Origin of the sequence: Pseudonocardia charpentierae (assembly GCF_031845345.1) — a bacterium.
Taxonomy (GTDB): domain Bacteria; phylum Actinomycetota; class Actinomycetes; order Mycobacteriales; family Pseudonocardiaceae; genus Pseudonocardia; species Pseudonocardia charpentierae.
In genome coordinates this window covers 1-14,136 of the sequence record NZ_JAVREJ010000055.1, presented here as the reverse complement: position 1 = coordinate 14,136, position 14,136 = coordinate 1, and the positions used below count along the sequence as shown (strand labels likewise).

The following is a 14,136-nucleotide window of genomic DNA, read 5'->3' as shown; positions in this document are numbered from 1 at the left end:
TACTACAACCGCCGCCGGCGGCACTCCACTCTCGACTACTTGACACCAGTCGAATACGAGCTAGGATTCAGAAAACTCACCGACCTGGCAGCCTAAACCGATGTCAATAAAATCGGGAACATTCCACTCCTCGTGCTCTTCCACAGCGGCATCTGGGGCATGGGACGCTACACAGCGTCCTGCTGGGCGACGTTCGTGCCGCTCGGGGTATGGCTCTCCCGTCGGCCCCTACTCCAGACGCCGGTGGTGACGTCCTTCGCCCTCTTCCAGGGGATGATGTTCTACCTGGTGCAGCACCAGTTCAGCATCCTCTAACCCTCGATCCGCGGAACCCCTGAGCCAGTGATCTTGATTTCGGGATGATCATGTTTGGCGGTGTGGGAGGCGCCGGAGTCGCTGGTCTATCCAGCTCTTCCACGGATGGGGCACTCGGGCCGATGTGCCGGCGGGGTGGGGGTCAGGCGGCGGCTGGTGGGTCGTGCCCGATGTGGTTCCACAGTCGCAGCCATGCCGGTGCCCAGGGCCAGCGGCTGGGTAGCTGCAGGACGGGCACTCGGGCGGGTCGGGCGAGTCGGGCGATTCGGGCGGGCACGGTGATCAGCTGTCGGCGCAGGGTCGCGCCGCGGGCGCGGGCGTGGGGTCCTGCGGCGATGATGCCGGCGGTGTGGAGCAGGTTGTGGGCGATCGCGGCGCACAGGACCCAGGCGGAGTTGGCGCCGAAGTGCCCCGAGGGCTCCGGTAGTTCGATCACGACTGAGGACTTCCTCCGCTGGCCGGCATGGCTGTGACCTGCGAAAATTGTGCGCCGCGTAGTGCGCCGCGTAGGAATCGAACCTACAACCCACTGGCTTGGAGTCGCGTGATCAGCTCTGCGCTTCCATCCGCTTCGCTGCTGGCCAGCGGTGGTATGCGGATTCCTCGATCATGCCCTGTGATCGGTCAAAATGCGTCAAGCTCCAACATAAGTGTCGACCAAATCGGCAGATCGATCATGCGTACGAAAGAGATCCACGAGGGCATCCGGCGGCTGTCGGCGAGGGGCCGGTTCTCGACGTACCGTCCAGCGGAGTGTCGAACAGGCAGGGCTGCCGACAGCGGCGGGCGAGGAGACCGGTGAGCAGGACGACAGCAGATGGGCCTGGGTACCGAACACTTCCTCAGTCACGGTCCCGGCGCACCCGTCCCGGAGGTGAGTTTAGCGCTCATGTGGATCATCCGATTCGCGCGAGCCAGTCCTGAATGTCTCGTCGGCGCGTTTGAGCTCGGCCACCTCACGACAAAGACCGGCCAGCAGTTCCTCGTACGAATCGGAGTGCCCGTCGGGTCGACCACGGACCTCGGATTCACCTTCGAGTGTTGATTGCTGGCGGCCTTCGGTGCGACCGTCGGCAGCGTCTGTGGCTCGTTGTCGTTCCGGTCGGGTTGCCTCCGGCGAGTGCGACGAGAATTGCACTTTCCTGGATGCTCCACTCTCGCCTGTGAATTGCCTGTGGCGCGTCGCCCTGCCTAACAGTGCAAGCATGACGATTAGTGCGGCAATGACTACGAAAATTGCGGTGGCGGCAGGTTGCTGTAGCACCCCGCGGTCGGCTTGATTGACCGTGTGGCTAGAATCTTCATGAGTGCTGGTCTCCGCGGTCACCGCGCCTCCTTTCGCTGCTGTGGCTTCAGAAGCCGTAGCCGGAGGGCTGTCACATTGCAGGGCACTCCGAGCGCTCGCCACGCGCTCTGGCCTGAAATCTGCGCGGACTGCCGGGGTGGCTTTGAAGCGGTTGGCCAGCGCTTCGACGCCCTCGGCGGTGAGCAACGGGCAGGCATGTGCCCGGACGGTGTCAGGGTCGGGATCGTTGGTGGGTGGGCAGCCCATCAGGGCGCGGCCGCCACGATCAGGGTTGAGGTGGGGACTTCGTCTGACACCAGGGCTTGAGGGCACCGCTGGTTCGCAGCTGGTTGACGACGGCAGGCGTCAAGGCGACGCACTGATCAGCCGCAGGGGGCAGATCGGTCGGCGGCGCCGTCGCCGGCCAAGGCAGCCAGCGCGGCAAGTACCAGGGCGAGTAGCACCAGCGGTACTCCAAAAGCCTCGATGGCGTCTCAATCGGCTGGACAGCGCGACGTTACCGTAACGTCGTTACCGGGGCGTGACGAGACCTTCCGCACCTCCACGGCCCGTGTAGCGGCGTGGTCCATCACAGTCAGGGCGAACCGATCAACGACTCGCATCGGTCGCGTTCCCGGGTACGTCGCTCATCTGCGCCGGTTGCCCCCGCTTCGGGGTGATGCCGGGGTAACAGCGGCCGCGATCGACACGAGGCTTAGCTGTGGCTCGGCCCGGCGCGCGTGCGCCCCTGCGTAGTGGCTGTCGCCGATCGCAGAGCGATGGATCGTTCTGCTGACCCGGGCCGCCATAGCAGACGCCGAATACACCGAGGGTTAGTGATGTAGGTCACAGGGTATGCCCGACGACGTCCTGACAACCCGAGAGAAAGGTTGCGCGATGTCGAGCGGCGAGGGTGGGCAGGTCACTGGTACCCCGGACAAGGACTACAACCTGATTTGGTTCACCGAGCAGTGCCTGAGCAATGCGCTTCGCCTGGAGACCTACGTCCAGGACGCGGACCGGAACGGTGACTCGGAGCTCGCGGAATTCTTCCGTCGTGCCCAGGCGGAGAGTAAGAAGGGTGCCGACCAGGCCAAGTCGATATTGGGCAAGAGGCTGTCCGGCTGACCTTGCGCGGCATCGATAGAAGGTGACAGTCAGTCGCGAAGGTCAGGAATTCCTGGCCTCCGAACTTTGTGCTGCACGCGACGCGCTGGCCCGGTGGGGACGGCCTGTCGCTGTATCCCGTCAGCTGCTGGTCGCGCTGTCCCGCACGCAGGGCGCAGGACCGCCAGCGGTCGGTGGGATCTGGTCGAGGGCTTCGGGGAAGCTGCACGCACGGGCACGCAGGACGATGAGGCCGCCGGTGGTGTTGACCGTGGCGTTGGGTCGCGTCCACCGCTGGGTTTGACACCGAATATGCCGGTCGGTGCACGACTTCTCTCACCTGTTCGCTCGCGCCGAGCGCTAAGGGTGGCACCTGCTGTTGCTCGAGATCGGCATGGACACCTCGACGCCCATGGGTGAGCTGGTCGCGGCGACCATCGCCGGGACCGCGCCGTACGAGTGCCAGATCATCGGCCAGCGCACCCGCGAGAGCCTGGCTGCCAAGCGCTGCTACGAGCTCGGCCAGGACGACGACGTGCACGCGCAGCAGCTCGACGTAGGAGTACTCGGTGCATAGCAGGGGGCAGACCCTACGTGTTTCGGGAGTGCGCACCATCGCCACGCTCTCCTGAGGTGCCCAGACTCGGAGATCCGGTCGACCGAGGAACTCTGGGGGACACAATGGACGGACGAGGACGGCTTACGAGGGCCACAGCGGTACTGGTCGCCACCGTCGCACTCGCGTTCGGTACGGCCGGTGTAGCCGCAGCCGCGCCCGCCGTCGCCTCCGCGGCCGCGACGAGCTGCGCGTCCTTGCCCGTGAACCCCGACTGGCAGCGTTTCGTCACGCTGTGTCAACGGCCCCCAACAGCGTCCGGGCCCGGGCTCGTGGTGCTCACCAACATCTCGAACTGGGCGCTGCGCGTCCATTCGCCGAGCGGTGGGGTCAGGGTGCAACCACGGCGTGCCTCGGCGTCGCTGAGCGACGGCTTCACCGACGAGCTTATGTCGAGGGCCACGCCGGATCCGGTCGACTGCAGCGTGCCGGTGGGGCCGGGCGCAAGCGCGGTCTACCCCGCGAGCGTCGCCCTCTCCGTCGGGGTCGGCTTCGACCTGCGCTACACGGGCGGCCGGTACCTGACGGACGCCGCGGCGAAGTGGATCGAAGGAAAGGCGACGCCCCGTGGGCGAGCGGCTGCGGAGTCGGTGGCCGCCTGCGCAGAGTCGGGCGGTGGCCTGCTGAGCACGTCGCGGACCGGCACCACGCTCGAGGAGGTGCTCGGCCGCGCGATCGAGGCCGGCGGCTCCTGCCGATCCATGGTCAAGACGCTGCAGGAGCTCGCCGACGCCCCTCAGCCCACCACCGTCGCCGATGAGCTGAAGTCCGTCACGAAGGGCATCGGCACGTCGATCTGGGACGACGTGGCCAAGTACGGGCCGCGGGCGGCGGTGAACCTCGCGAAGGCCATCTGACGCACTTCGACATTCCCGGAGAAGAACGCGGCGTTCGGTGGGTTCAATACGCCCCACGCCGCGTTCGCTCGGCATCGGAGGGCCACACGGTGGGGTTCGCGAAGGGGCGGTATGGCCTCGTGCAACGATCACCGGCGGTCAGCAGCTCACTGGCATGGGCGGCAAGCCGCTTCGGGCGGTTAGTGCCCCAGCGGGCCAGCGGCGGGGGACCTACGCCGAGACCGCTGGAGGCATCCCGTGCCTGATGCGATGAAGGAGCGGGGCCTCCGCTCCTCGTGACTCCCGGCTCATGCTCGGGGTGCTCACGTCATCGATTCGAGGAGGCCCCTGTGAGCGGATCGTACGCAGGACCGCAGATTGTGGGGATGGATCTGCATCGGCGCCGGTCGGTGCTGGTGCGGATGACCGAGACCGGACAGCAGCTGGAGACGGTGCGGATCTCCAATGACCGGGACTACCTGCGCGAGGTGATGGCCCGCGCCGGCGAGGCGCCGGAGGTCGTGTTGGAGGCGACGTATGGCTGGTACTGGGCTGCGGACACTCTCGCCGAGCTCGGCGCGCACGTTCATCTGGCCTGAGTTGCACAGGTTTAGTGCCCTGGTGCGGTGATGGCGGGGAGCCGATGTAGCAGGGCGCGGGCCTCGGCGGTGATCTGCGGGGCTGCGGTGATTGGGTGACCGCCGACGTCGATGTGGACGGTTCGTAGCGGCCGGAGGGTGCGGACGAGCTTCTTGATCGAGGCGCCGGTTGCGTCCTGCAGATGCCGGCTGACGGCGAGCGCGGCGAAGACCACGGTGAGGTGGGCTTCGATGGCGTCGCGTTCGCGGTGGAAGATCGGCCGGGCCCGGAGGTCGGACTTGGCCATCCGGAAGGACTTCTCGACCTGCCATAGGTCGTGGTAGGCGCCGACGACTGCTGCTGCGTCCATGGTGGAGGTGGGCAGGTTGGTGACGTAGCCCTTGAGCCCGGCGAGCTGACGTGCTCGCTCGACGAGGTCCCAGTCCACGCCTTTACCGGCGGCGTCGATGCGCACGAACCGGTCCTTCTTCAGCGGCCGCTTCCCGGCGGCGACCTTCTCCGCCCGGTCGACCATCGCGTTGATCGCCCGGTCGTCACGCTTATGCCGGGCGAACAGGTAGTGGTAGACCACCCGCCGCGCTCGGGCGGTCTTCCCGGTGCCCATGACCCGGGTGGATTCGAGGAACTGCCCGTCGTCGAAGGCGTTGCCGTGGCGGTCGAAGTACGCGGCCAGGTCGTAGGGCGCCTTGCTGATCCGTGACCCGACGATGAAGGAGAACCCGGTGTCCTCCAAGGCGTTCACGTTAGCCGCGGACAGCATCCCGGCGTCGGCGACGACGACCATGTCTGACACCTGGTGGCGCTCGGCGAACCCGCGCAGGACAGGGAGCAGGGTGGTGGTCTCGGCCGTGTTGCCCTCGAAACAGGACACCTCGAGGGGGAACCCGGACGGGTCGACGAGGAGCCCGACCTGGATCTGCGGGTCCACCCGGCGTTCCTTGCTCATCCCGACTTTGCGCAGCGCGTCTTCGTTCTCGGCCTCGAAGTGCAGCGTGGTGACGTCGTAGAGCACCAACGACGCCGCACCGGTCCGGGCCGAATGAGCGGCGCAGGCGCCGGCGAGGGTGCCGCGGTAGTCGTTGGCCACGCAGCGGCGCAAGGCGGCGCTGAAGGTGTTGCGGTGCGGCGCCGGGACCCCGAGCTCCTCAAGAACCCCGACCGCTGCCAGCTTCGAGGTCGGCTCCACGATCCGCGCCAGCACCAACCCCCGGAACGCCTCATCGGCGACGGCGTCGAACCCCAGGCGCCGGTACGCGTCGAGCAGGACATCCCACAGGACTTCGCTGGCCGAGCCGGTCACCACCGCCCCACCCGAGCCCGTGCCGGCGGGAGACGACAGATCGAAGGCCTGCTGGCCTGCATGGATACGGTCACGAGCCGACTGCATCAACACCGCGAGCTCGGCGTCGTCGTGAGCCGATCCGACATGCGCGACGATCCGGCGCACCCCGTGGCGTTTCTCCACGACCTGCACGGCAGTGGCCCCGGAGGCCGTCTTCACCTTCCGGACGTACGCCACCGGGCGAGGCTACCGATTAGTGCCCCAGATCCTCACACCACAACCCGCTGACCAGCACGGACACTTACGAAGGTCCGACACCTGTGCAACTCAGGTCTGGCGCATCCGTTGGGGGTGAAGATGTTCTCGCTGCGGCGGGTCAAGAACGATCAGCGCGATGCCGCGGATCTGGCGGATCTACTACGGATGGGCCGGCTGCCCGAGGCGTGGATCGCTCCACCGGCGACGCGGGAGCTGCGCGGCTGGGTGCGCCACCGCGCCAAGCTGGTCGGCCTGCGCTCGAACCTCAAGTGCCAGGTCCACGCCGTGCTCGCCGCGGCCGGCGTGGCAGTGCCGATGAGCGATCTGTTCGGGCCGAGCGGGCAGAAGTTGCTTGCCGGCCCCGCGGTCTGCGCGGTGTTGGCGGTGGAGTCGCGGTCCCGGGTGGACTCGCTGCTGCGGCTGATCACCGGCCTGGACTTCGAGATCGACACCTTCGCCCGACTGGTCGCCGGCCGGTTGCGCACCGATCCGGGCTATCGGGCGATCCAGCAGATCCCTGGTGTCGGGCCGCTGCTCGGGGCGGTGTTCGTCGCTGAGATCGGCGACATCACCCGCTTCGGCCGACCCGCCGAGCTGGCCAGCTGGGCCGGGTTGACCCCGGCCCACCGCGAGTCCGACACCACGGTGCACCGCGGCCGGATCACCAAGCAGGGCTCCCGGCTGGTCCGGTGGGCCGCGGTCGAGGCCGTGCAACGGGTGCCTGCGCACACCCGCCTGGGGCAGGTCCGCGACCGGATCGCTGCACGGCGCGGTCGCAACATCGGTGTCGTCGCGGCCGCCCGCGAACTGCTCGGCCTGGTGTTCTACGGCCTGCGCGATCACCACATCCGCTGCCTGCCCGCCCGAACTCGCACTCAGGCCGTCGCCCGGGTCGGGGTGGCGTGAGCAGCCCGATCTCGCGGTGGGCGCGGACCGTTTGTTGTCATGATCCCCGAGCCGGCTCGGCGTGATCGCCCCGTCTGATTGATCTCGCCCATCGCGTGCTTGCCGCACTGCACCATGCCGCCCATCTGCGCGGCGAAGGGATGACCGACAGCCTCCACCGCGGGGCCTGTCCACACCGCCGGGAAACCCCGGCCTTGGAGCAGCACTCGACACCCTCCCAGACAGACGAGGGAGAGACCCGAACCCTCTGATCCTCCGCCTCGAACAGCGTGCGCCGACCGGCGTCGGCGTCAAGGACCTCCGGCCGCTACGCGGGCGCCCTCCGGGCGCTCCTTGACACCGCCGCCTACCTCGACGCGCTCAACAGCAGGCGGACGACCCCGAGAAGAAAGATCAAAAGCAAGAACCCGGGGTTGACCGACCCCGCTCCTTCAGGGATGACTTCTACCTCGCCCTCGCGATCCTTTTCGCTCCGATCGCGATTGGTGCGTTGACCTCGTTAGTGATCGACCGCGCGAGCGGCGAAAGGCTTGGCGTGAGGTTGCTGCGGAGCGTCGATGGAACCACAGTGGGCGGAGCGGCAGGTTCTTGAGTATGCGTCTTCGACTCGAGAGTTGATTCTATGAGCGCTCGCGCCTTGGCTGGCCCGACCGTGAAGGTGCACAATTACACCTGCGTTGTCCCACGGCCGGGCTGACCACGTCCGGACGCCGTCAGTAGCCCTTGCTGCGCCCGCACTTGATTCCGGGCTTGATCGTGCCCAGGGCGACAGTGGGAAGGGTCGGCTTCTTACGGTTGCGCCACACGCTCTTGCCGACGGCCTTGACCGCGCACTCGCCGGCGTCGCGGTACATGTCGGCGGTGTCGCTCGCCGCGCGATTCACCCGGGCGTTGTCGTTGATGCTGCCGCCGCGGCACCCGCCACCAGGACCGCCGTGCGTACCGAATGGGCACCGGGCCGCAAGCACGAGCGACGGGTTGTGGCTCGCCGGCATCTCGGCCGCCGACGCCGTGGCCGGCAGAGCGATGCCCCCGGCCAGCAGGGCCCCGGCGATTCCCGCGGTCGTGAGGACCCGGCGCAGACCGCCGAACGTCCGGGCGTGGACGGCGGAAGTGGGGACGGTGACGGTGTCGGTCGACATGACGGTCTCCTCCGGTTCGATCGCTGTCTCCGACCCGCTGTCGGCGACGACAGAAGATTGCGATCACCGGGCACCGCCAGTCAGGAGGACCGGTGCCTTGCCCGGACAGCGCCGCGGTGGTAACAGCCGCGAGGCCCGGGCAGGGGTGCCTTGTGGCGGTCGAGCCCGTTCGGTGTGCTGGGATGAGTGCCGCGTCGACGGGCGGCCACGGTGGACTGGAGGACACGTGCACAGATCGCCGAGTGATGGCCCGCACGCGGTGGTCAGCTGCGGCTCACTCCGATGGTCGCTCACCCCCGGCGAGACGTTGACCTTCGGTCGCGGCGCCGACCACGCGCTGCGGATCGGCCACAGCCCGCAGGACCTGCGCATCCCCCGCTTCGCCGGAAAACTCGAGTGCCGCGCCGACGGGGTGCTTGTGCACAACATGTCGGACAAGCGGACTCTGGTCGTGCAGACCTTCCCCGGCCCGGGCTACGACATCCTGCCGCTCATGATCGCCGGGACGCATCCGCACCCCCAGGTGAAGGTCGTCGTCACCGGGGACGCAGGGACCTACGCGATCACCGTCGACACCCGCCGGCTCGGGCCGCGGACCGCGGAGCCGGACGACCAGGCCCCAGAGCGGGACCGGGACCGGGAGACGGTCGGGTTCGACCGGATCGAATCGATGTCGCGCCGGCACCGCATTCTGCTCTCGGCCCTGTGCCTGCCGATGCTGACCCGGTCCGGGCAGCGGGCGAACGTCCCGACCTACGCCGAGCTGGAGGGGATCCTCGACGCGCACGGCCACCCGTTCAAGGCGAAGACCATCCGCAACGGCCTGGACGAGTTACGCAGCTGGCTGACCTACGAGCACGGCGTCGAGGGGCTGCTCGGTGAGAGCGCTGCCGATGCGGGTGGTCCGTCCGGTGGGTACGTCCAGGCCCTCGCGCGGTGGGCCGTTCTGTCCGGCAACGTCACCGACCTGGACCTCGATCACCTGGAGGCGAGCGGTCGCCCCGAGCCCTCCGCAGACGGCCCGGGGCGGTAGCCGGTGGCCGATGCCTACTCGATCTCACGTAGACGTTCGTTAAATGCGGCCGCCGAGAACGTAATCGAGCGGTCAATAGCGGAGCGTGTAACAGGACTTCTTCGTCTTCCATTTCCTTCCGGACACAGTGTAAACCTTTACGCGCTTCGATGTGCACTTCGTAGTAGGCGTACACGACGATCCCGCACGGGGCGGGGTCGTCGACGTCGGGAATTGGCTGGTGCAAAGAGCAGCCGACGCGGCCCGGTGTGCTGACACGGCTGTTGGTGCTGGTTGTGCGGCCGCCGGCGCGGCGACGCCAACGCCGACGCCGCTGACGAGCAGCAGGAGCGCTGCCATCCGAACGCAGTGGATCCGGATTTCGTTCACAGAGCGTGCCTCCTCGGTAACATTCGGTCCGCCAGGACTCGGTCGCGGCGGCGAGGGCGTTACCCTGCGCTGGACCCGAGGTGCGTTCGGTCTCGCTGTCACCTCGCGGCGCGTCGTATATCGAAGTGGCCGTAGCGGGCGGTGATGGTGGGTCCGTTCACCTCGGAGAAGCTCATCTCCTCGAGGCCGGCGTACCCCGGCCCCAACAAGGCTGTCATGGGCGGCTTGTAGGAGAGCGCTGTTCGCCCGTTCACGGCCAGCGTGAGCTCCACCGGGCCGTCGGCGACGTCGGCGCAGCGGGCCGACAGGGTGGTCGGCCCGGCGACGTCGAGCCCATCGATGTACACCCAACCGGTGCCGCCACCGTCGGGCCCGATGATTTGGACGGCGCCGGCGTGGCTGAGCAGGAAGGCGTAACGCTCGGAGCCCTCGTTGTCGCTGCCACGACACCAGACACCCCAACCGCCCTGACCGGACTGCACGCTCGCGGTCGCCGACACGACGTCGTCGGTACTCGATGCGGTGTCGGGACCCGGGATCGGTTGGTAAGCACCGTGATCGAGGATGTGGGCGTCGTATGCTCCGTCGCGGTAGCGGGTCTCGTAGCCGGTCTGCGCCACTTCGGGCCAGTCGGGCGAGGGAGCGGTGAGGGTCTGCTCGTAGAGCAGAGGCCCGCCTCCGGCCGTGAACGCGGGGAGGTCGGCGAACGCTTTCCTGGGCCACGACGTGCCCGGCGCTGTGCTGGACGTTGTCGTGCCGCCCGGTAGGAGCGACGGCGTCGAGCTGACGCCTGTCAGGTTGCCTGCCTGGCTCCCGGCAGCGTCCGAGGGGGGCATCGCCGACGGGCCGGCTATCAGCGTGCTCGCCACGGCCGCACCGGCGACGAGGGTCGTGACACCCCCTACCAGCGCAGCGATGCGACGAGAACGTCGCGAACGTGAGCCGATCACGAGGGATGGCGACGGGTGCTGGACCAACTCGATCAGCTCCCGCGCCCACTGCACCGCGCTCGTTTGCGATCGCTGCGCCGGGTCTGTGTCCAGCAGGCGCAGCAGATGGGCGGCGACCAGCGGTCGGCGCTCGCCGTCGATGTCCGCACAGCGCATCAGCTCGGCATGGGCCAGCACGAGATAGTCGTCGTACTCCGCGTTGGGGGGCGGGTTGGAGGTCAGGAGGAAGAACGCGACAGCCCCCAACGAGTAGAGGTCGGTCGCCGTACCGCGCCGCTGGCCGGGCCCGGCCAGCACCTCCGGGGCTGCGTACGGGGGCGAGCGCAGGCCGCGGAACTCGCCAATCCCGTCGGCCACCTGCAACGCGCCGGTGTCCACCAGCACGAGGCCACGGCCAGGGGTGATGAGGCAGTTGCCCGGCTTGATGTCTCCGTGGACCAACGGGAACCGCCCGGTGCGGCTGACCGAGTGCAACAGATCGACCGCCTCCGCGAGGTCCTGCACCCACCCGAGCCGTTGTGACAACGTCGCCCGGTCGGCTTGCAGGAGGACGTCGGGCCGTGCGCCCTCGATCCACTCCATGGCCACGAAGGGGGTATCGAATGCCTTGTGGGGGCTGCGCGGGTCGCCGCCGAGTCCTGGGCCGCTGGTCGCGCCGAGGAACTCGTCGCGGACCCGGACGAGGTGATCGGTGCGCGGCAGCCCGCGCAACAGCCACGCCTGGTGCTCTATCTGACGCCACGTCCCGTCCCGGGGCCACGCTGGCGACGCGCCCGGCGGCGGCCGATACTCCTTGAGGGCCACCAACTCGACTTCTCCGGCCGGCCCGATCCGACGGGCCCGGAAGATCAGTCCTTCCGCGCCACCACCGATGTGCTCGAGTCGCTCGTACCGGGCCGGGTCCTCCGCGGGTCCGACCCAGCGACCGACCGTCGGGACGTCCCGGCCGTACGCGACGGCACCAGGAGCCCCATTGGCCAGCGACGATGCCGTTGACGGGTCGCTCGGGTGCTCGTCAGGTACTTCAGCCGGGCGCACCCCTGGGTCGGCCAGAACTCTCGACCTCCAGACGATTCAGATCCTCGTCGGCCCCGTTGCCCGACCGGACCGCCCGCTGCCCGAGTTGGGCGATGAAATTGTCGCTTTGGCCGCCTGATTCGTTTCCCGCCAACCCGCTCACACCGTGCTGATCGGCCAGGCGAGTGCAGGGGTCGAGGAGGTCGTTGCGCACGGTCTTGGCCCGTAGGCGTACCCGTAGGTCCCGGAGGATCTCGCCCCTCATCGCTCCACTGTGTCTGTCATTCCACTGCCTCCTACGGCTTCCGTCACGGGCACCCCTGCCCGGGACTTCTCCTCTCCGATCGAGCACGTTCATAACCACGACCTCGACAACGGCAGGAGACATCATGAACGGCATCAAGCGGTCGCGGCGGCGGCAGCTCTCTCGGTCACGTTGTTCGGTCTCGGCACCGGCGTGGCGTCAGCTGACACGCCCGGTATCTGCACCGCCCACAAGGCGAACACCGCCACGTGGGGCAACTGCCACAGTAGCGATGGGAAGGCGCACTGGGTCCGCCTCTACACCGCGTGCAAGCAGATCGGAGGGAGCACGAGGCTCGATCTTGAGTCCTGCCCTCGGCCGTGTGTCGGGCGCCAGATTGGAAGGAACGCCGAGGTGACATGGAGATCGCCGCAGCCTCGGAGTTCCGCCGGTCCCTTCAGGCCGTGAAAGCGCGGATCGCACCGTGGCAGTACATCGGCCTGGGACTGCTACGCGGGGCGCTCATGGCGGGCCCGCGACCGCGCCGGCGCTCCTCCGGCGCAGCCATTCGGGTCTGCGCGCCGGTGAGCTCACGCATCAGCTCCTGTCGCGCACGCGCACCTCATTCAGCTCTGCGCTGAGTCCCAGGTGCGGGCTCGGGAGCAGCCAGTCCTTGACTCCACGTAACGGGATCACGACGCCCCGCGACCTGTGATCACCACTCCTGCTCTCCACCGGAGCCTCGATGACCCAGCAGTACCCGCCGCAGCCACCACCCAGGCAGCCGGATCCGCAGCAGTGGCAGGGCTACGGCCCGCCCACGCGGCGTCGCTAAGCCGTCCAGCTGCTCGACGACCTTGCGAGCCCGTTCGAGCCTCGAGAAGAAGGCGTCGAGGCGGGCGACGTCACATTCGACCAGGCGCAGCTCGCCGAGCTGGGGGAGAACCTGATTCTTTAGGAAGCTCGCGTACGTGTCCGCGGTGGAATCGGCGCGGCGCTCGCGGATCTTGCTCATCCACACGTCCGCTGCGACACGGAACCGCGACTCGGGACAGAGCACCTCGGTGTGCTCACCATGCTGACGACGCAGCTCGTCCTGGAGCGCCTGGCGGGCAGCGGTACGGTACGGTCGGCGCGCTCCATCTTGCGTGTGACGCCGTCGAAGCCGCGCAGGCGACAGCGGGCTACCCACTGGCCTCGCCTGGGCGCGATGCTGATCTCGCCGTGCTGGCCCAGGGGGAGGGGTGGACGTGCCATGGCAGCACCTCCGCGGAGAGTTTCCGCCGGGTTTCTAGTGGCATCGATCTCCGGAAACTCCAGCAGGTCACAGCGACAACGCTGTGACCTGCGGTGATGGTGCGCCGCGAGGGAATCGAACCCCCAACCCGCTGATTAAGAGGAGGATCACGTCGCGCGCTGTGCTGACCTGCGCTTATGCACGTCAGGTACGAGCGTCGGAGGCACAGTTAGTAGCTGTCGGTTGATCTCTTCTCGATCTTCCTCGGCGGTTGACTAGTGTGCCGCGCGCCTCGCCTATCGGCCAGTCGTCGTTTAGGAGTCGAAGCGCGTGTAGGCGTCCCGGGTGTGTCGGATGGCCGCCGCTGGCGGAATACATCCAGACGCCCGGCTTCCGTTGTGTCTGCGGTCGTCCTGCGCGTCACCGAAGGTCTTGATCGTCTTTCTGTCGCCGATTGGCGGTCGCCTGCTCTCCGGTGGCGAGCAAGACTGGGCCCGTGACGTCGACAGCTTCCCCGGCCATGCAGAAGGCCGACCTGGACACCGTGTCGCCCAACGTCCATGGCCTGATCAGCAAGCAGACGGCCGAATTCGACGGTGTCTCCGTCACTCGGGTGCGCTTCGACGTCGGAGCCCAGTGGTCGAATGACCTTAAAGACGACGCGGGAACGCCGAGCTGCGAGCTGCCGCACGTCGCGCTCGTGCTCAGTGGGCGCCTGCATGTCGTGATGGACGACGGTAGCGAGGAGGAGTTCGGCCCGAACCAGGTGATGCTGCTGCCGCCCGGTCACGATGCCTGGACCGTCGGCTGCGCAGGGGGTCGGCAAAGTCGTCAGGTGATGCCGAAGGTGGCGAGTGGTCGGGTCGGGTTGCGGCTGTGACGGCGGAGGGCGGCGGCGATATTGGTGACTCCCGCGAGTCGCAGGATGCTGATCACGAG

General features: G+C 68.0%; 13 protein-coding genes and 2 pseudogenes. 9 read left to right on the top strand and 6 right to left on the bottom strand.

What is annotated here, in order from left to right:
- Together RM445_RS32670 and RM445_RS31200 are read left to right on the top strand one after the other, a co-directional pair.
- Positions 1-96 (top strand): IS3 family transposase (locus RM445_RS32670; protein ID WP_397469430.1); only part of this gene is annotated, 96 nt, incomplete at its 5' end.
- A 63-nt stretch (positions 97-159) separates the two neighbouring features.
- Positions 160-315: a hypothetical protein gene (locus RM445_RS31200; protein WP_311560465.1), complete on the top strand. Its 156-nt coding sequence runs from the start codon at positions 160-162 to the stop codon at positions 313-315.
- A 142-nt stretch (positions 316-457) separates the two neighbouring features.
- Here the strand turns inward: RM445_RS31200 and RM445_RS31195 are convergent.
- A pseudogene (locus tag RM445_RS31195) lies at positions 458-733 on the bottom strand (IS1380 family transposase); the annotation flags it as partial.
- 462 nt (positions 734-1,195) lie between these two features.
- Positions 1,196-1,642, bottom strand: coding sequence for a hypothetical protein (locus RM445_RS31190; RefSeq protein WP_311560464.1), 447 nt, complete (start codon positions 1,640-1,642; stop codon positions 1,196-1,198).
- Positions 1,643-2,455: 813 nt separating this feature from the next.
- Here RM445_RS31190 and RM445_RS31185 point away from each other — a divergent pair.
- From RM445_RS31185 to RM445_RS31170, 4 genes are all read left to right on the top strand, one after another.
- Positions 2,456-2,728, top strand: a complete 273-nt coding sequence (locus RM445_RS31185) for a hypothetical protein (protein WP_311560463.1) — start codon at positions 2,456-2,458, stop codon at positions 2,726-2,728.
- A 352-nt stretch (positions 2,729-3,080) separates the two neighbouring features.
- Positions 3,081-3,284 carry a recombinase family protein gene (locus RM445_RS31180; RefSeq protein ID WP_397469447.1) on the top strand — a complete coding sequence of 68 codons (204 nt, stop codon included), beginning with the start codon at positions 3,081-3,083 and terminating at the stop codon, positions 3,282-3,284.
- 236 nt (positions 3,285-3,520) lie between these two features.
- Complete coding sequence (locus tag RM445_RS31175; RefSeq protein WP_311560461.1) at positions 3,521-4,180, top strand: hypothetical protein; 660 nt, start codon at positions 3,521-3,523, stop codon at positions 4,178-4,180.
- 365 nt (positions 4,181-4,545) lie between these two features.
- Positions 4,546-4,758, top strand: a complete 213-nt coding sequence (locus tag RM445_RS31170; protein WP_311560460.1) for a hypothetical protein — start codon at positions 4,546-4,548, stop codon at positions 4,756-4,758.
- 11 nt (positions 4,759-4,769) lie between these two features.
- Here RM445_RS31170 and RM445_RS31165 read toward each other — a convergent pair whose 3' ends face one another.
- On the bottom strand, positions 4,770-6,278 hold the full coding sequence (locus RM445_RS31165) for an IS1634 family transposase (RefSeq protein WP_311560459.1): 1,509 nt from the start codon (positions 6,276-6,278) through the stop codon (positions 4,770-4,772).
- Positions 6,279-6,344: 66 nt separating this feature from the next.
- Here RM445_RS31165 and RM445_RS31160 point away from each other — a divergent pair.
- Positions 6,345-7,205: pseudogene (locus tag RM445_RS31160) on the top strand (IS110 family transposase); the annotation flags it as partial.
- A 713-nt stretch (positions 7,206-7,918) separates the two neighbouring features.
- On the opposite strand, the gene RM445_RS31155 reads toward RM445_RS31160, so the two are convergent.
- A complete protein-coding gene (locus tag RM445_RS31155; RefSeq protein WP_311560458.1) occupies positions 7,919-8,347 on the bottom strand; it encodes a hypothetical protein in 429 nt (142 codons plus the stop codon).
- A gap of 226 nt (positions 8,348-8,573) precedes the next feature.
- Here RM445_RS31155 and RM445_RS31150 point away from each other — a divergent pair, with 226 nt between their 5' ends.
- A complete protein-coding gene (locus RM445_RS31150; protein ID WP_311560457.1) occupies positions 8,574-9,380 on the top strand; it encodes a hypothetical protein in 807 nt (268 codons plus the stop codon).
- Between the two features lie 467 nt (positions 9,381-9,847).
- Here the strand turns inward: RM445_RS31150 and RM445_RS31145 are convergent, their stop codons facing one another.
- Together RM445_RS31145 and RM445_RS31140 are read right to left on the bottom strand one after the other, a co-directional pair.
- On the bottom strand, positions 9,848-11,503 hold the full coding sequence (locus RM445_RS31145; protein ID WP_311560456.1) for a serine/threonine protein kinase: 1,656 nt from the start codon (positions 11,501-11,503) through the stop codon (positions 9,848-9,850).
- Positions 11,504-12,675: 1,172 nt separating this feature from the next.
- Complete coding sequence (locus tag RM445_RS31140) at positions 12,676-12,975, bottom strand: hypothetical protein (protein ID WP_311560455.1); 300 nt, start codon at positions 12,973-12,975, stop codon at positions 12,676-12,678.
- A gap of 742 nt (positions 12,976-13,717) precedes the next feature.
- On the opposite strand from RM445_RS31140, the gene RM445_RS31135 reads away from it, so the two are divergent.
- Positions 13,718-14,077 (top strand): cupin domain-containing protein, encoded by a 360-nt coding sequence (locus RM445_RS31135; RefSeq protein ID WP_311560454.1) that lies wholly within the window; start codon positions 13,718-13,720, stop codon positions 14,075-14,077.
- Positions 14,078-14,136: the final 59 nt, after the last annotated feature.

Bases quoted from the DNA above. Each gene is read 5' to 3' on its own strand.
- RM445_RS31135 (WP_311560454.1), top strand. From the start codon at position 13,718: ATGCAGAAGGCCGACCTGGACACCGTGTCGCCCAACGTCCATGGCCTG.
- RM445_RS31140 (WP_311560455.1), bottom strand. From the start codon at position 12,975: ATGAGCAAGATCCGCGAGCGCCGCGCCGATTCCACCGCGGACACGTAC.
- RM445_RS31200 (WP_311560465.1), top strand. From the start codon at position 160: ATGGGACGCTACACAGCGTCCTGCTGGGCGACGTTCGTGCCGCTCGGG.
- RM445_RS31155 (WP_311560458.1), bottom strand. From the start codon at position 8,347: ATGTCGACCGACACCGTCACCGTCCCCACTTCCGCCGTCCACGCCCGG.
- RM445_RS31170 (WP_311560460.1), top strand. From the start codon at position 4,546: ATGGATCTGCATCGGCGCCGGTCGGTGCTGGTGCGGATGACCGAGACC.
- RM445_RS31185 (WP_311560463.1), top strand. From the start codon at position 2,456: ATGCCCGACGACGTCCTGACAACCCGAGAGAAAGGTTGCGCGATGTCG.